Below are 17,974 nucleotides of genomic sequence, written 5' to 3'. Positions count from 1 at the left end.
TCATGTGTTAGAAAAAATCATACGTTTCAGCATACAGAATAAACTCGTTATTGCCGTATGTACACTCGGGTTGATCATCTGGGGTATCTGGAGCGCCAGCAAACTACCGATCGATGCCCTTCCGGACATTACCAACAACCAGGTGCAGATCATTACCCAGTCGCCTACCCTGGCCGCCCAGGAGGTAGAGCAGTTTGTAACCAGCCCCATTGAACGGGTAATGGCAAACCTGCCCAATGTGGTAGAGATGCGTTCCTTTTCCCGTTTTGGATTGAGTGTAATCACCATTGTGTTTAAAGACAATGTAGATATTTATTTTGCCCGCCAGCTCATCGGTGAAAAACTTAAGGATGCCGAAAAGCAGATCCCTGAAGGTATGGGCAGCCCGGGCATTGCACCTGTAACCACCGGCTTGGGAGAGATCTACCAGTACGTACTGCATCCCAGAAAAGGCAGCGAACAAAAGTATACACCGATGGACCTGCGGACGCTGCAGGACTGGATCGTGGCGCGCCAGCTGGCCGGCATTGAAGGCGTAGCCGAGATCAGCGGCTTCGGTGGTATAACCAAACAATATGAGGTGAGTTTGAACCCGGACCGGTTACAGGCAATGAACATTACTATACCCGAGGTTGTGGCCGCTCTTGAAAAAAACAATCAGAATACCGGAGGCGCCTATATCGATAAAAAACCCAATGCCTATTTTATCAGGGGCATTGGCATGGCCCGGGATTTCCGGGACATTGAGAACATGGTGATCAAAACCGCTTCCAATGGCATTCCGGTGCTGATCCGGGATGTGGCCACCGTACAGTTTGGGTCACCACCCCGTTATGGAGCGCTTACCTATAATGGCGAAAAAGAAGTGGTGGGCGGTATTGTGCTGATGCTGAAAGGCGCTAACAGCAACGAAGTGGTAAAGCGGGTAAAAGAGCGGATGGTCTCCATCCAGCAGTCCTTACCCGCCGATGTGGAAGTGGAACCTTTTCTTGATCGCAGTGCATTGGTGAACCGGGCTATCGGCACGGTAGAAAAAAATCTGATCGAAGGGGCCCTTATCGTGATTTTTGTATTGCTGCTTTTCCTGGGAAACCTGCGTGCCGGCCTTATTGTAGCTTCCGCTATTCCGCTCTCCCTCCTGTTTGCACTCGGCATGATGAACCTCTTTGGCGTAAGCGCCAACCTGATGAGCCTTGGTGCGATCGATTTCGGGCTGATCGTAGACGGTGCCGTGATCATTGTAGAAGCAACCCTGCATCATCTCTACAGTAAAAAACGGATGCAGCGGCTAACCCAGCAGCAGATGGATTCTGAAGTATACCAGGCTGCTTCTAAAATAAGGAGCAGTGCGGCTTTTGGAGAGATCATCATTCTTATTGTTTATCTGCCCATTCTTACCCTGGTAGGCATCGAAGGCAAAATGTTTCGTCCCATGGCACAAACGGTAAGTTTTGCCATCCTGGGAGCCCTGCTGCTTTCTTTGACCTATATCCCCATGATGTGCGCACTGTTTCTTTCAAAAAACGGCGCGCAGAAGGAAACCTTTTCCGATCGTATGATGCAGCGGTTACAACGCTTTTATCACCCGATATTGCAAAAAACACTCCGCGTTAAGAAAAGCGTGGTTGCCATTGCCCTGGTATTATTTGCGGGTGCCCTGTTTTTATTCACACGTATGGGCGGCGAATTTATCCCCAGCCTGGAAGAAGGTGATTATGCCATTGAGTTCGGACTGCCGCAGGGTACCTCACTGGCGCAAACCATAGAGACGGCTTTCCAGGCAGAGAAAATACTGCGGACATTTCCCGAGGTAAAAATGGTTGTGGGAAAAACCGGATCCGCAGATGTAGCAACAGACCCCATGCCTATGAATGCATCAGACCTGATCGTAGTGATGAAGGACAAAAGCGAATGGACCACTACAAAGGACTATACAAAAATGGCAGCGCTGATGAAAGAAAAACTGGAAACATTACCCGGCGTTATTGCCGAGCCCAGCCAGCCCATTCAAATGCGATTTAATGAACTGATGACGGGCATCAAGCAGGATGTGGCCGTAAAGATCTTTGGAGAGAACCTGGACACGCTGCTGGCACAGGCACAGAACATTTCAAAGGCCATCAGCGGCATAAAGGGTGTATCGTCTCCCCAGATCGAACGGATCGCCGGCCTGCCCCAGATCACCATTGAATACGATCGCGCGCGCATTGCCAGCTATGGGTTGAGTATTGCCGCCATCAATGATGTGGTTACCACGGCCTTTGCAGGTACGGCCGCCGGTGTAATCTTTGAGAACGAACGGAAATTTGACCTGGTAGTGCGTGTAGACAGTGCCTACCGCAGCTCACTCGAAAGCGTGGCCTCCCTGTTTGTTCCAACACCGGCCGGCCACCAGGTACCGCTTTCCGAACTGGCAGCCGTTACCTTTAAAGAAGGGCCGGCGCAGATCACGCGGGAAGACGCCAAACGCCGGATCGTGATCGGGTTCAATGTACGCAACCGGGATGTAGAAAGCGTAGTGGAAGATATCCAGCAATTGCTGAAGCAGCCCCGGTTTCAGCTGCCGGCAGGTTATTATACTACATTCGGCGGTACGTTTCAAAATCTCAAAGAGGCCTCGGCCCGTTTACAGATCGCCGTTCCGATAGCCTTACTGCTCATATTTGCCTTATTGTACTTCACCTTCCATTCCGTAAAACAGGCCTTACTGATTTTTACAGCGATTCCATTAAGTGCTATTGGCGGCGTTTGCGCCCTGGCCTTGCGTGGTATGCCCTTCAGCATCTCCGCCGGTGTGGGCTTTATTGCCCTGTTTGGAGTAGCCGTGCTCAACGGGATCGTGCTGGTAGGTACGTTTAACCAGTTAAAAACAGAAGGCGAACAAAACATCTACCGGCGTGTGATCACCGGGGCTATGACGCGTTTGCGCCCCGTACTCATGACAGCGGCCGTTGCCTCCCTTGGTTTTTTGCCCATGGCATTGAGCCAGGGGGCGGGCGCCGAGGTGCAGCGTCCGCTGGCTACAGTAGTGATCGGCGGACTGATCTCCGCTACCCTGCTTACATTGATCGTGCTTCCCTGTCTCTACCTGTTGTTCAACCGGAGCGAAACAAGAAGCAGTACCACACCGGGAGGCTCCTCCCCTTCTGTTAATCCTGAAAATTAAAATCATGAACCGGATCCTATATCCATATATACTTTATTTGGTCTTGTTATGCATGGCAAGTCTGCCCGTTGCGGCACAGCGCATCACCATTGATGAGGCCCTGGCTACCGCCGGTGCCAATCTGGAATACGACGTAAATAAAGCGGAACTGAAAAAAGCCAATGCCCTTACAAAAACGGCAAAGGGACTGGCGAACACGGGCATCTTTGCGGAAAATGAAGACCTGCAACCCGGCAATGCCAAAGGCGTTTTAAAGATCGGTGTGAGCCAGAGCCTGGAATGGCCCGGCGTTTACAAAGCCCGGCAGCAATATTTTAAAGAACAGGCCCGGTATTATGAAATGAATACCGCTGCTATAGAAGTGCAAATAAAAAAAGACGTGCGGAAAGCCTATTATCAGCTTTGGTACCTGCAGGGCCGTTACCATTTATACAGCCAGCTAGACAGTACCTACCGTGCCTTGTTACAGGCTGCCACACTGCGGTACCAAAAAGGAGAAGCCGCGGGCATTGAAAAGATCGCGGCGGAAATGCGGTTTAAAGAGCTGCAGGCACAGGCAAAAGAGGTACAGAACGAAATGCGCGTACAGCAACAACAGCTGATGTTGCTGTTGAACACAGACCAATCCCTGCTGCCCCCGGATGCTCCGTTGCGGAAACTGCTGCTTCCCGGCGGGGAAAACGGCCAGTCGCATCCGTTGCTGGCACTTCAGCAGCAAAATATAACCATCGCCGCCTCCAATATCCGCATGCAAAAAAACGCCGTAAAACCTGAGTTCTCAGGGCGCTTTTTTTCACAGGCGCTGTATGGGATGAAAAATCCGTATTCAGGATTTTCTGTTTCTGTAGGGATCCCGATTTTTAGCGCAGGAGCCAATAAACAAAAAATGCTTGCAGCACAGGCAGAAATGGAAGCGCAGCAAAAGACGCTGGAATGGCAGGCACAAAAAATGGAGCATCAAAAACAACAGGCTCTTACTGAAACCGCACAGGCAAACGCTTTACTGCAATATTATGAGGACAGCGGCCTGCACCAGTCAGATGCCATTATTAAAGCGGCTACCATCGGCTATAAAGGCGGTGAGATCAGTTTTATGGAACTGACGCAATACCTGGGCCAGGCAACAGATATGCAGAAAAACTACCTGGATGCATTAAACCGGTATAACCAGGCCGTAATCCAGTATCTATATTTCATTCATCAATAATCCAAACACATGCTAAAACAGATCCATATATTATCTATCGTATTTACAGTAAGCCTTCTCTTTGCCTGTAACAGCAAGCCGGAACCGGCCGCTGAAGAAAAGGAAGCCGCCGAAACAGAAACCCATGCGGAAGATGGTGTATCCATGACGGCGGACCAGATCAAATCTATCGGGCTGCAGTTAGGCCCTATTGAAAACAAAGAATTGTCCAATACTGTAAAGGCGATGGGCATGCTTACTGTACCCAATGAGAACAAGGCCTTTGTTACCCCATTATCCGGAGGCGTTGTACGCACCCTAAATGTGCGGCCCGGGGCATTTGTAAACAAGGGCCAGGTACTGGCCATCATTGTAAATCCGGACCTGATCCCCCTGCAACAGCAGCTTCAGCAGCTCAATGCCCAGATACAGCTCGCTGAGCTGGAAGTAACCCGCCAGCAGGATCTGTATAAAGGCAACGCTGCGCCGCTGAAGAATTACCAGCGGGCCAGCACCGAATTAAAAACACTGCGCAGCCAGCGTGCCGGTATTGAGCAGCAACTTAGTGCTATGGGTGCCGGCCGTTCGTTCTCCGCCACATTGCCGGTACGCTCGCCCATCAGCGGTACGGTAAGCAAGGTAATGGCACAAATTGGCAGTAATGTTACGGTAAGTGCCCCTATTGCGGAAATCGTGAATAATTCCCAGATTCACCTCGACCTGAACGTATATGAAAAAGACCTGCCGCTGATCAGCGTGGGACAGGTCATTCATTTCACGCTCACCAACAACCCCGGTAAGGAATACGATGCAAAAGTGTTTTCGATCGGAACAGCGTTTGAGGGAGATACAAAATCGGTACCCGTACATGCATCGGTGACAGGCGAAAAGACCGGGCTCATCGATGGAATGGGCGTAACTGCAAATATCAGTCTGAACACCCAAACAGCCCCCGCTGTTCCGGATGCATCACTGGTCAATTTCCAGGGGAAGGATTATATTTTTATTGTAGCAACCGATAAACCTGCACACGGAGCCGACGAACATGCACAACATGAAAAAGGGCATGCGGAAGAAACGCATTTCATGATGGTTCCGGTGGCCCGCGGGGTATCGGATGTAGGCTATACACAAATCACCCCGCTGGCCAGTATCCCGCCCGGTGCGATGGTGGCCGTAAAGGGAGCCTTCTTCCTGCTGGCAAAAATGACCAACACGGAAGGACATGCACATTAAATCCATCGGAGTAAATGATGCGCAGCGTATAGTTCAGTTTTAGCCGAAAGGGATGCAAGGGTTTCGGCCGGAATAGTTCCATTGCGATCGTTGCAGTAAACGCAACCGCAAGGACACGACAACCTCACGAGATTAGCGAAGATAGCTATCACGTTCATCCTCCTGGTGCGCTTTGCGGTAAAACTAAACCGCAATGAACGCAAGGATTTTTTGAGCAGCCGGCGAGTATATTGACCCGAATGTTTTCATCGCGCTCTTTGCAGTAAGTGCAACCGCAAGGGCACAGGGACTTCGCAAGGATCTCAAAGATATCTGTTACCATTATCCTCCTGGCACCCTCAGCGGTAAAAACCAAACCGCATTGAACGCAAGGATTTTTTGACCAGCCAGCGAGTATATTGACCCGAATGTTTTCATCGCGCTCTTTGCAGTAAGTGCAACCGCAAGGGCACAGGGACTTCGCAAGGATCTCAAAGATATCTATCACCATTATCCGCTTTGCGCCCTTAGCGATAAAAACTAAACCGCAATAAGCGCAAGGATTTTTTGAGCAGCCAGCGAAGGTATTGACCCGAATATTTTCATCTGTTTGCGATAAGTACAACCACAAGGGCACAGGGATTTCGCAAGGGCTCCAAATATATCTATCACCACTATTCTCTTTGCGCGCTTTAGCAGTAAAAACTGAACTGCAAGGTATCTATCTCCCATATGTCGCAAACACCCCCTTATATTGTCCGATCTATCAATTATAGTACAATGCCGCATGTTTAAATTTGTACTTCATTAAAAAAAGAGACCATGTTGCTACAAAATAAAAATGCAGTTATTTATGGCGCTGGTGGCTCCCTCGGCGCAACCATCGCCCATGCCCTTGCAAAGGAAGGCGCACATGTATTTGTAACCGGTCACCGGGAGGCACCCGTACAGGCAGTAGCTACAGCCATCCGCAACACGGGAGGAAACGCTACTATGGCCGTTGTCGATGGATTGGATCAATCATCTGTCAACGAACACCTGCTGCAGGTTGCAGCAACAGCCGGTACGGTAGATCTTTCAATGAATCTTATCGGGCTTGAGGACACCCAGGATATTCCGCTAAGTGCAATGGACCTGGAAGACTTTCTACGCCCCATTCACCGGGCGATGCGCTCCCATTTCATCACCGCAACGGCCGCAGCCCGGATCATGCAGCAACAGCGTTCAGGAATAATCCTTTCGCTTACCGCTACACCCGGCGGCATTGGTTACCCGTTAACCGGCGGTTTTGGACCCACCTGCTGCGCCATCGAAAGTTTTTCAAGAAACCTGGCTTCAGAATTGGGTCCCTACGGCATCCGCGTGGTCAATATCCGCTCGGCCGGTTCACCGGATTCGAAGGTATTCCGCGATTTTGCAGCAATGCATCCGGCTTTATCAAACGCCGTACTGGGCAATATGCGCAATGACACGATGCTAAAAGCACTACCGCTGATGCAGGATATTGCAGATGCCGCCGTGTTTCTTTGTTCTGCCAAAGCGTCCAGGATTACCGGAACCACCATCGACCTTACCGTGGGTACCACCGGCGCTTTAAATTATCACTTCCAACAACCTGTAGCCGGCACCAACCTGGTGAAGGACGGCAGTTCAGGTCAATCATTTTTTAATCCCAAATACCAATAATTGATGACCAGCGGGGTGCGGGTTTCGCGCAATGATGCAAGAGACTGCGGTGCAGCGCTCCTTCCGTTACCGCAGTGTCTCCCGCAGGGAACGCTGCGAACACCAATTAGCCCAGGTTAGAAATAACGTTCAAACAACACCCCGTAGGTAAACAACAGGTTTTCTTTGCCCGTCCGGTTAATGCGGTTATAGTTCAGCCGGGTTGATAAAGAAAGCCATTTTACCAGCTTAAGGTTGAGCCCCAGCTGACAGGTAACGATGTAATCATCCATGCTCTTTAACGACGGCTGCCAGAATGAAGTGCTTTCAAAAGAAAGGGCATGGTAGGGATGCCACCGCAACTGCAGGCGCAGCGAGTTCCGGAAGGTATGGTAACGCTCCCGGGTACTATCGGTTGGTGCGATATCGCTTTGTTCAAATAAAATACCGTCACTGATCCTGAAATACAACAATCCGTCATCGATCAGCTTATACGCCCCTCCCAGTCCGGCCTGGAACTGACCGTTGATCCGTAAGGAATAACTGCTAGTGTAGGCGGTAAGACCCCAGTAATTTAAACGGGAAGCTGTATCCCTGTAAATATTAAAATCGAGCGCTGTGGTAACATCATTATTGGTGATGCCGTCATTATTTTGTCCATAGATCCAGGCGGCATTTGCATTAAGCTCCGACTTCCGTTTATAGAACCGGTATTTTAACGCGTTATTTAAAAGATAGTTCTTACTGCCGGAAGACTGGTTCAGCGTACCCGATAAACCCGCATTCAGGTAATGATGGGTCGAATCATTGAACTGCGCAATAGCCACCTGCGATATCCACAAAAACAATAATGTTAAACAATATCTGCCCATAGTTACGAAAATAACACGGAATTTTTTAAATAAAGCCTCTTCTGCCGGAGCCATTGCGGCAAACAGCACGGTCTTCCTTTCCGCGTCTCCGGGAAGGAACGTGGAAAGCAGCATTCCCATCTGCGGCGTCCCCTGCGGGGGCTCCTAAATTCATGAACATCAACAAAAGCGCCGGGAATACAGTGCAACTCCTAAAAAGCATTACATTTGAGCATAGGTAACTGAATGTAAAAATGTTGAAATGGTTGTACCAGAGATTTATCGCGAAAAATCCCCGTTGTCTGAAAAAGATTGCTTTGTTGTATTTGACCGCCGTAAATCCAGTTTTACCTTTCCTGTGCATGTACATCCGGAATTTGAGTTAAACTTTGTAGATGGTGCAGCTGGTGCGCAGCGCATCATCGGCGATTCTGTAGAAAGCATCGGTGAAAAAGACCTGGTGCTGATCGCCAACCCCGAACTGAAGCACGCCTGGAAGGACGGCGGCTGCAGCTTTACCAATATCCACGAAATCACCATCCAGTTTCATCCGCAGCTCATCGAACAATACCTGAATAAAAACCAGTTCCGGAGCATTCAGCGGCTTTTTGAACGGGCCGCCAAGGGTTTGTGTTTTGGTGTGGCCACCATAGAAAGGATCCAGCCATTGCTGCACATCATCACCATGGAAAATGATGGTTTTTATTCGGTCATGCGTTTGCTGATCCTGTTGCACGAGTTATCAAAATCCGAGGATTGCCGCGAACTCTCCAGCGGTGCCCCTCCCGAAATAACCCGGAGCGCCGAACGCTTCAACCGGCTCCAGGATTACGTGAGCCAGCATATCACCGACATGATCCGGCTCTCCGACGCTGCTGCCCTGCTCAATATGAGCCGCTCTACCTTTTCCCGTTTTTTGCAAACCCAAACCGGCATGAGCTTTACGGATTACCTGCTCGATTTCCGGATCAATGTTGCCATGCGGAAGCTCAAAGGCACCGCAGCGATCCAGGATGTAGCCGATCAATGTGGCTTCAACAGCATCTCTTATTTTTATCGCGTATTTAAAAAAGCAAAAGGCGTAACACCCGCCGAATTCCGTAATAATTTCAAAAAGCAACAGGTGATCGTGTGAGTGGTCTCCGGGACGGTTCATTTCACGCAACGACGCCAAGAGCCAGCCAATCCAACGATCCCATCCCTTTGTGTTTCTTCGTGCCTTCCGGTCTTTGTGGCGCTCATTCAACGCAACGACGCCAAGAGCCAACAAACTTAACAGATCCTCCCCTTTGTGTCTCTTCGTGCCTTCCGGTCTTTGTGGCGCTCATTCAACGCAACGACGCCAAGAGCCAACAAACTTAACAGATCCTCCCCTTTGTGTCTCTTTGTGCCTTCCGGTCTTTGTGGCCCTTATTCCACGCAACGGCGCCAAGAGCCAGCCAACCCAACGATCCCATCCCTTTGTGTTTCTTCGTGCCTTCCGGTCTTCGTGGCACTCATTCTACACAACGACGCCAAGAAGCGCTGCACACACTACATGAGCCCATTATTCAAGCCGGATGAACCAATCGTTCAATAAATGGGTCTTCAGCAGATACCGGATAGACCGCCACTCAAAAAATCTGCACCGCTGATCCAGTATTACCCGACTGTTGTACTTACTTTATTTATCATTAGAATACCTGCTTTCCCGCATGAATGCCGGGTTTCCATAGTCCCCTATTCATCTTTATAAAAAGAACGGATTGTTCAATGAAGTTGATGCGATTGTGAAATACTCCTGCGGCCGTTTCAGTTAGTTTTACCCTCTAATTTTTTTACCAAACAAGCCATATGTATGAAAAAAATAGTACTCATACTGCTTTTAGGAGCCATTAGCCACCTTACGTGGGCACAGCAAGCGTTACAGATCAAAGGAACGGTACGGGATAAGAATAACAATCCCCTGCCAGGAGCAACTGTAACCGTAAAAGGAACGGGAACCGCAACCGTAACCGACCAAAACGGAAACTTTATTTTAGATGCCGCCAAGGGACAAACCCTTGAGTTTTCCTATGCCGGCATGCAAACCTCGGAAACCACCATTACCGGAGCCAACGCCATTTCTATATCGCTGCTCGAGAGCAACCAGATGGATGAAGTGGTGGTGATCGGATACGGTACCGTAAAGAAGAAAGATCTTACCGGAGCAGTTGCTTCCGTAACCGGTAAGGACCTGCAGGCCAATTTAGCCAAGAGCGTGGCCGGTGCCCTACAGGGCCGTATCGCCGGCGTAACGGTATCCAATGCCGGAGGACAGCCTGGCTCCGGAATGAGCGTTAATATCCGCGGGTTAAGTTCACTCGGCTCCAACACGCCGCTATACCTGATTGACGGCGTTTACGGAGATATCAATATGGTAGACCCGAACGACATCGAATCGATCAACGTTTTAAAGGATGCTTCTGCGGCTGCGATCTATGGCTCGCGCGCTGCCAATGGTGTGGTGCTCATCACTACCAAAGGAGGAAAAAAAGCGGCGCCACCCACCATCAGCGTAAATGCCTATACAGGAGTGCAGAACATCACCAAGAAACTGGACCTGATGGACGCCCCCCAATGGAAGGCGTTCCAGAAAGAATACGGCTATCTGCCCACGCAGGCAGCAGATTTCAACAGCAATACCAACTGGCAGAACGAAGTCTTTCGCACAGCACCGGTGAATAAGATCAACCTGGATGTTTCCGGCGGTGGCGAACGGTCTACCTACAGTGTTTCCGCCGGTTATCTCGACCAGGACGGGATCCTTATGACCACCGGGTATAAAGCTTTTAACATCCGTGCAAAGAATACGTTTAGTTTTTTCAATAATCACTTCCGCCTGGGGAATACCTTCCTCATAAAATCGGGCGATCTCAAATCTTCGGATATGGCCATCACCGATATCCTGCGGCAGAACCCGCTCCTGGCCATATATGATCCAACCATCACAGGCGGCTATGCTACCTATGCCGGATGGATGAAAAACCTCGAAAACCCGGTAGGTTACCTGAATTTACACAACCGGCACAATTATCAAACAGACATCCTGGTGAATGCATATGCTGAAGTGGACCTGTTTTTAAAAGGGTTAAAATATAAATTCAACTTAGGGGTTAACCGCACCACCGGTCGTAGCTACAATAAGAGCGAGGCCTATGTATATGGCAGTGCCCTTAATAAGTCGGCATTGTCTGAAGGTACCAGCGCCAATAACCAGTGGTTAGCCGAAAATACCCTGCATTACGACCGCGATTTTGGCAAGCACAATATTTCCTTTTTAGCCGGTTATTCTGCACAGGAAAATGCCATCCGCTCTTTTGGCGCCAGTCGCACCGATCTTCCGGCAGGAACCGACGCTATCGATGCAGGATCTCCTACCCAGCAAACGACCTCGGGAAATCTGCAGGAAGCAGCGCTGATCTCTCAGTTTTCCCGGTTGATCTACAGCTATGACAACCGGTACCTGTTCACCGCCTCGGTGCGCCGGGATGGATCCTCGCGCTTTGCAGAAGGGCATCGCTATGGCGTATTTCCCTCCGTGGCCCTGGGCTGGAACCTTATGAACGAAAAATTCTTTGAAGCCGCCAAAGACAAGGTAAACGAACTGAAGATCCGCGCCAGCTATGGTAAGCTGGGCAACCAGGAGATTTCCAACTATAGTACACAAAGTGTAGCGGTATACGGCATCAACTATATCCAGGGTGGTACCTGGTGGCAGGGCGCCAGCACCGGTATTAACTGGGTTTCTCCAAGAAACCTTACCTGGGAAGAAACCGTTACCAGTAATATTGGTTTGGACCTGGCCTTCCTGAAAAATAAACTCACCATTAATGCCGACTATTATACCCGGGAAACAAAGAATATCCTCTTGTATATTAACCAGGCACCATCAGCAGGACTTGGCGGCCGGCCCTATATGAATGCCGGTACCATCCGCAATAAAGGTTTTGAATTTGCAGCCAACTACCGCAACTCGATCGGTGAGCTCACCTACAATATCGGTGCCAATGCTTCCACTGTAAAAAATGAGGTAACCGCCGTAACCGTAGGCAATGTGCAGCAATTTGAAGGATACAATCCACAGGGTGAAGGGGTCATTACCTGGGCCAAAGTAGGATATCCCATCGGCGGATTCTGGGTTATCAAAACAGATGGACTCTTTCAATCCGATGCTGAAGTGCAGGCGTATAAGGATGCCAAAGGCAACGTAATACAGCCGAATGCAAAAGCCGGTGATATCAGGTTCATCGATTTCAACGGAGACGGCACCATTACTAATGACGACCGTCAGTATGTAGGCAGCGCCTTCCCTAAACTGGCCTATGGCATCCGCGGCAATTTCCTGTACAAAGGCATTGATCTGGGCTTTTTCTTTGACGGCATGTATGGCAATAAGATTTACAACTATACCCGGGCACGGATCGAATCAACCAATGAAGTAAATAACCATTCTACCAGCCTGTTAAATTCGTGGACGCCGAATAATACCAATACTGATATCCCCCGTTATACCCGGCAGGATCCCAATGACAATAAGCGCCGCGTAAGCGATCGCTGGATCGAAGACGGAGCCTTCTTCCGCTTAAAGACCATTGAGCTGGGCTATGCGTTACCTGCTCAATGGTTAAGCAAAGCCACCCTGAAGACCGGACGGGTATATATTGCGGCCGACAATTTGTTTACCGCCACAAAATATAAAGGATACACACCCGACCTTGGACAAAATGACGGACAGAACTCGGGCGGTTCCGGCGCATTGACCGGCGGTACAGACCACGGCCGTTTTCCGTTGGCCCGCACCATCATCTTTGGCATCCAGGCGAATTTCTAAAGACGGTATGAACATTTTCACAACAACTCTTATTTCTTAAAAACGATATAAATGAAGACTTCAATAAAAAACTGGTCGGTTGCAACAGCGCTTCTGCTCGCTTTGGGAAGCTGCAAACCGAGCTTCCTGGACCGGGTAAATCCTAATTTACCGGTTGAAGAAACCTATTGGAAAACAGAATCAGACGCCCAGGCTGCTATCGCTACCATCTATTCCCCCATCCGGGGTCAGATGTATGGCTATTACGGGGGATACACCGGCTGGCATACCATGAACCGGGCAGATGATATCTGGTTCTTTTCCGGAGAAGAACAATTTAGCTGGGAGTACGCCAACTTCACCAACACCGCCGGTACGGCCGAAAGCGAATTTGGGAGACTGTATACCGGCGTAAACCGGGCCAATGTGTTCCTGAAAAATATATCCAGGGTTACTATGGATGAAGAACGGCGTAAGCAACTCATCGGGGAAGCCAGCTTCATGCGCGGTATCTATTATTTTTTGCTGGCATCTAACTTTGGCGATGTACCCCTGCGCCTGGTTCCTGCAGGCGATGATCCTGATGGTTCCAATAAGCCGGCTTCACCGGAAGCAGCGGTTTGGAAACAGGTGGCGGAAGATTTTAAAACGGCCAAGAACAACCTGCCGGTTACAAGACCCGCCGCAGAAGCCGGAAGAGCAACCAGGGGTGCGGCTATCGCCTTCCTGGGTAAGACCTATGTATATATGAAAAGTTATACAGAAGCAGAAACCGAGCTGAAAGCATTACTGAGTGCTCCATATACCTACGACCTCACGGACGACTTTGAAGACAATTTTAAAGAGACCACCGAGCTGAACAAAGAGTCGGTTTTTGAACTCCAGTACGACGGCAAATACGGTTCCGGCAGCTGGGGTGCCGAATGCGCTACCTGTACACAGGGCTTTGTAATTCCCAACTTTGCCGGCCCCGCAGAAACAGGTGCCTGGTTTAAATGGATGCCCGGCGCTTCCGTGGTAAAAGACTTTATCGCAGAAGAGCGTCCTGCGGGCTCCGATACCCGCTTCGACAAGCGGATGTACACCAGCTTTTTTTGGAAATACTCCGATTACAATGATAAGATTGCGGATGGTGCATGGTTTGGCAACCAGTCTTTCGACAAAATGTGGGACAATGCTTCCGGTAAACGGCAGCGCGGTGAGCCTGTTTACCCTGTAATCGATGGTAAAACCGGCCGGTTCCTGATCAAAAAGTTCACCAACTTTTATAAAAATGTAGCCGGCGCCAACAGTATGTACGACCAGGCTAATCAGAATAATAATTTCCGGATGTTCCGCTTTGCGGAGGTATTGCTGCTGCATGCCGAAGCCTGTATCAAAAACGGGAATCTGCCGGATGCCATTGCCGATCTGAAACGTATCCGCAAACGTGCAGGTCTTAACGAAAACAAAACCTGGAATGGAGCCGATGCCCTGATGAATGAAGTTATCAAACAAAATGAACTGGAATTCTTCTTCGAGGGTCACCGTTTCTTCGACCTGAAACGTACCTATCCTTATGCCCAGATGAAACAGATCTTTACCGATAATAAAAAGCAGGGTGCCGAATACTTCCAGGCCAAGCACTATTACCTCCCGATTCCTGAATCGGAACTCAATACCAATACCGCCATTCAGCAACATCCGCTATGGCGGTAACCCTCCGGTTTTATAAAGAGGTTTATTAAACGATTTCATAAATGGCGGCGTTCAATGTACCTTCTTAGGTTTCCTCTCCCCTCCGGGTTTGCCGCAAAGCGCCCGGAGGTTTTTAAGTAGCCGATGTTTCTCATTACCTGGTTCTTTCTTTGCTATATCGAAAGCAACTGCCAGGATCAAATCATATGCACGATGATCCTATCTGTACGGTTAAAAACAGCGTTCAGGAATATGCTACAACGGCAGGGCCTGTTATGGCTGCTGCTGCTGTTGTTTTCCTGTAGCCGCAAGAACGATACCCCTGTTCAAATAGCATCCAAGGCCACCTTGCAGTCCCGGGCAGACAAAGGGGATCTTTTAAATGATGTTTCCAAAGCAGGCAACACCTATGTGTTTAATTTTGAAACAGGTCCCTTAACCATTCCGGAACAGGAAATCACAAAAGTGGCTGCCGAGCCGGAACGCTGGAGAACCACCCTTACCTTCAGTGATGGATCCACCTTGATCATTCCCTCCAAAGGAACTTCACTGGATTTTATTGTGGAAGATGTAAAACTCAATCCCTCCGGGTACAACCCACTGGCGGCAATGGTTTATTTGCGGCTGCCGGCGTTGGGACGGGTAAAAGTGACGGTGCACGGCAGGAATGGCGAAGCCGGCACGATCACTCATTTATTCCAGGAACAAATGGAGCGGCAGAGTATTCCCGTTTTGGGTTTGTATGCCAATTATGACAACAAGGTGGATCTTACCTTTACCGATAAGGACGGCAAAGAACGGGGTACCACACAAATCAGCATACGTACCGCTGCCATTCCTGTAACCGATTTTCCCATATTACAGGTCATAAAGTCCGATCCTCAGAAAATGGAGCCGGGGGTGAACCTGGTTAGTTATCCCGGAATGAGCGAGATCGATGTATCCCTTCCCTATATGTTAGACAGCCAGGGAGAAATACGGTGGTTGTTGCTCCTGAAATCATCCCCCGACCTGCAAAAACTTTCGGCTTCCATCGGGTTAAAACGTACAAAGAAGGGCAGTTTTATCGCCGGTGATCAGATACAACAGCGGATTGTGGAGATGGATATGTTTGGTAACCTGCTGCACCAGTGGGATCTGCAGAAGCTTGGTTACACGTTTCACCATGAAGTTACCGAGGCCGCCAATGGTAATTTCCTGATTACCGTAACCAAATCCGCTGCAAGGCTGAAGAACGGACAGCCCCGGGTTAACGATCATATTATTGAGCTGGATCCTGCCGGAGGTACCGTTGTAAAAGAATGGGACCTTACCACACAGCTGGATTCTTCCCGCTACCAGAAACCAGACGGTATCACCCCGCCCGAATTTTCGCAAACGCCCAATAACTGGGCACATAATAATTCTATAGGCGAAATAGGGGGTAACCTGCTGGCTACGGCACGTTACCAGGGTATTTTTAGCTTCACCCACTCGGGCGCGGTGCGCTGGATCATTTCACCCCACAAATACTGGAGTGCCTCCTATCAGCCCTACCTGTTGAACCCTGTTGATAAAAACGGGCAACCCATTACAGACCCGGACGTGATCTCCGGTGATGCGGCCGCGCCTGATTTCGACTGGCCATGGGGCCCCCATACGCCCGTGGTACTTCCCAACAACAACATCCTCGTATTTGACAACGGTTATAACCGGAACTGGATCCCCAACAGTCTGCGCTCCGACAACTATAGCCGCGCGGTAGAATACAGGATCGATGAAAGCAAAAAAACCGTACAACAGGTTTGGACCTATGGACAGGCGCTGGGTGCAGAAGGCTTTGCACAGGCGGTGTCGGGCGTGCAATACCTCAGGCAGACGGGGCATATCCTCTTCTGTCCGGGATTGGGTGTTCGCACATCCCGCGGATACGGAGGAAGGATTGTGGAAATAGATCCCGTTACAAAAGCCGTGAGCTTTGAAATGGAAATCACGGCGCCGAGTGGTACCGCATTTCACCGGGTAACCCGCATGCCGTTGTATCCCGATACATTCTGATAATGATCCAAAAAAGATTCGTGCAAGAAAGACAGTAATTATGACAGAACATTTTCAGCAACGTTTGGAGACCATCATCCGGGAGCAGGAACTCCTGATTGCCAAAACCAATACCCCCATCGCCGATTATAACGGCATTGTGCGCAGATACCAGCATCCGGTAATTACCAGGAAGCATGTACCTATTTCCTGGCGTTACGACCTGGATCCCCGTACCAACCCGCTTTTTATAGAACGCATTGGCATCAATACCACCCTGAACGCCGGCGCCATCAAATGGAAAGACCGGTACCTCCTGATGGTACGGGTGGAAGGTGTGGACCGCAAATCGTTTTTTGCCATTGCAGAAAGTCCCAACGGCATCGACCAGTTCTGCTTCTGGCCCCGGCCGGTTTCACTACCGGATCTTTCGCCCGCTGAAACAAATATTTATGACATCCGGCTTACCGAACATGAAGACGGCTGGATCTATGGAATCTTTTGTAGCGAACGGCAGCATCCGGATGCTGCACCTGGCGACCTGACTGCCGCCTTCGCCAGCTCCGGCATTGTACGCACCAAAGACTTTATACACTGGGAGCGGCTTCCCAATATACAGGCCTGCAGCCAGCAACGCAACGTAGTGCTGCATCCTGAATTTGTACAGGGGCGGTATGCATTTTATACCAGACCGCAGGACAATTTTATCCTCGCGGGCAAAGGGGAAGGCATCGGCTGGGCCCTGGTAGACGATATCCGCAACCCGGTGATCCGGTCGGAAACCATCATTAACAACCGCCATTATCACACCATAAAGGAATTAAAGAACGGTGAAGGCCCCCCTCCCATTAAAACATCCAGGGGCTGGCTGCACCTGGCACATGGCGTACGCGGCTGCGCTTCCGGTTTGCGTTATGTATTGTACGTATATCTTACTTCACTGGAAGACCCTTCGGTACTGATTGCCGAACCGGGCGGCTACCTGCTGGCTCCTGAAAATGAGGAACGAACCGGTGATGTATCCAATGTACTATTCTCCAACGGCTGGATCGCCGACGAGGATGGCACCCTGTACATTTACTATGCATCCAGCGATACGCGCATGCATGTAGCGGTATCATCCACCGACCGGCTGCTGGACTACTGTTTACATACGCCGCGCGACGGCTTTCGCTCCGCGGAATCGGTGCGCCAGATCAATGAACTGATTGATAAAAACAATGCATTCCTGGAGCAATACGCATAGAATATGCAGGCCGTTGTTACAGGATGACCACCTGCAACGGACGCAGCAACAGGTCCGGATGCAAGCTGCTTTATGAAAATTCTTCCGGGAAGCCGATATTTGCGCATCTAACGATTAAAGG

Annotated in this window: 10 protein-coding genes; 9 read left to right on the top strand and 1 reads right to left on the bottom strand. The window is 49.9% G+C overall.

The window, feature by feature from the left end; all coding sequences use genetic code 11:
- Positions 1-4 precede the first annotated feature (4 nt).
- The 4 genes from LQ567_RS02490 (at position 5) to LQ567_RS02475 (ending at position 7,253) form a co-directional block, all read left to right on the top strand.
- Complete coding sequence (locus LQ567_RS02490) at positions 5-3,166, top strand: efflux RND transporter permease subunit (protein ID WP_231002517.1); 3,162 nt, start codon at positions 5-7, stop codon at positions 3,164-3,166.
- A gap of 4 nt (positions 3,167-3,170) precedes the next feature.
- Complete coding sequence (locus LQ567_RS02485; protein WP_231002516.1) at positions 3,171-4,373, top strand: TolC family protein; 1,203 nt, start codon at positions 3,171-3,173, stop codon at positions 4,371-4,373.
- Between the two features lie 9 nt (positions 4,374-4,382).
- On the top strand, positions 4,383-5,588 hold the full coding sequence (locus LQ567_RS02480; RefSeq protein ID WP_231002515.1) for an efflux RND transporter periplasmic adaptor subunit: 1,206 nt from the start codon (positions 4,383-4,385) through the stop codon (positions 5,586-5,588).
- Positions 5,589-6,389: 801 nt separating this feature from the next.
- Positions 6,390-7,253: an SDR family NAD(P)-dependent oxidoreductase gene (locus LQ567_RS02475; RefSeq protein WP_231002514.1), complete on the top strand. Its 864-nt coding sequence runs from the start codon at positions 6,390-6,392 to the stop codon at positions 7,251-7,253.
- A 116-nt stretch (positions 7,254-7,369) separates the two neighbouring features.
- Here LQ567_RS02475 and LQ567_RS02470 read toward each other — a convergent pair whose 3' ends face one another.
- The gene (locus LQ567_RS02470; RefSeq protein ID WP_231002513.1) at positions 7,370-8,104 is read right to left on the bottom strand and encodes a DUF481 domain-containing protein; all 735 of its coding nucleotides are present in this window, start codon (positions 8,102-8,104) and stop codon (positions 7,370-7,372) included.
- Positions 8,105-8,345: 241 nt separating this feature from the next.
- On the opposite strand from LQ567_RS02470, the gene LQ567_RS02465 reads away from it, so the two are divergent.
- From LQ567_RS02465 to LQ567_RS02445, 5 genes are all read left to right on the top strand, one after another.
- Complete coding sequence (locus LQ567_RS02465) at positions 8,346-9,218, top strand: AraC family transcriptional regulator (RefSeq protein ID WP_231002512.1); 873 nt, start codon at positions 8,346-8,348, stop codon at positions 9,216-9,218.
- 702 nt (positions 9,219-9,920) lie between these two features.
- Positions 9,921-12,935, top strand: a complete 3,015-nt coding sequence (locus LQ567_RS02460) for a SusC/RagA family TonB-linked outer membrane protein (RefSeq protein ID WP_231002511.1) — start codon at positions 9,921-9,923, stop codon at positions 12,933-12,935.
- 51 nt (positions 12,936-12,986) lie between these two features.
- The gene (locus tag LQ567_RS02455; RefSeq protein WP_231002510.1) at positions 12,987-14,612 is read left to right on the top strand and encodes a RagB/SusD family nutrient uptake outer membrane protein; all 1,626 of its coding nucleotides are present in this window, start codon (positions 12,987-12,989) and stop codon (positions 14,610-14,612) included.
- A gap of 192 nt (positions 14,613-14,804) precedes the next feature.
- Complete coding sequence (locus LQ567_RS02450; protein WP_231002509.1) at positions 14,805-16,628, top strand: aryl-sulfate sulfotransferase; 1,824 nt, start codon at positions 14,805-14,807, stop codon at positions 16,626-16,628.
- 40 nt (positions 16,629-16,668) lie between these two features.
- Entirely contained in the window at positions 16,669-17,853 is a 1,185-nt protein-coding gene (locus LQ567_RS02445) for a glycoside hydrolase family 130 protein (RefSeq protein WP_231002508.1), read from the top strand.
- Positions 17,854-17,974 lie beyond the last annotated feature (121 nt).

The organism is Niabella pedocola (assembly GCF_021044425.1).
In the GTDB taxonomy this organism is placed as follows: Bacteria; Bacteroidota; Bacteroidia; order Chitinophagales; family Chitinophagaceae; genus Niabella; species Niabella pedocola.
Note: the sequence above shows the minus strand (reverse complement) of the source record. Positions and strands in the feature narration are given on the sequence as shown.

Excerpts from the sequence above, each read along its gene's own strand:
- LQ567_RS02485 (WP_231002516.1), top strand. The coding sequence starts at position 3,171 with ATGAACCGGATCCTATATCCATATATACTTTATTTGGTCTTGTTATGC.
- LQ567_RS02480 (WP_231002515.1), top strand. The coding sequence starts at position 4,383 with ATGCTAAAACAGATCCATATATTATCTATCGTATTTACAGTAAGCCTT.
- LQ567_RS02475 (WP_231002514.1), top strand. The coding sequence starts at position 6,390 with ATGTTGCTACAAAATAAAAATGCAGTTATTTATGGCGCTGGTGGCTCC.
- LQ567_RS02470 (WP_231002513.1), bottom strand. The coding sequence starts at position 8,104 with ATGGGCAGATATTGTTTAACATTATTGTTTTTGTGGATATCGCAGGTG.
- LQ567_RS02465 (WP_231002512.1), top strand. The coding sequence starts at position 8,346 with ATGGTTGTACCAGAGATTTATCGCGAAAAATCCCCGTTGTCTGAAAAA.
- LQ567_RS02460 (WP_231002511.1), top strand. The coding sequence starts at position 9,921 with ATGAAAAAAATAGTACTCATACTGCTTTTAGGAGCCATTAGCCACCTT.
- LQ567_RS02455 (WP_231002510.1), top strand. The coding sequence starts at position 12,987 with ATGAAGACTTCAATAAAAAACTGGTCGGTTGCAACAGCGCTTCTGCTC.
- LQ567_RS02450 (WP_231002509.1), top strand. The coding sequence starts at position 14,805 with ATGATCCTATCTGTACGGTTAAAAACAGCGTTCAGGAATATGCTACAA.
- LQ567_RS02445 (WP_231002508.1), top strand. The coding sequence starts at position 16,669 with ATGACAGAACATTTTCAGCAACGTTTGGAGACCATCATCCGGGAGCAG.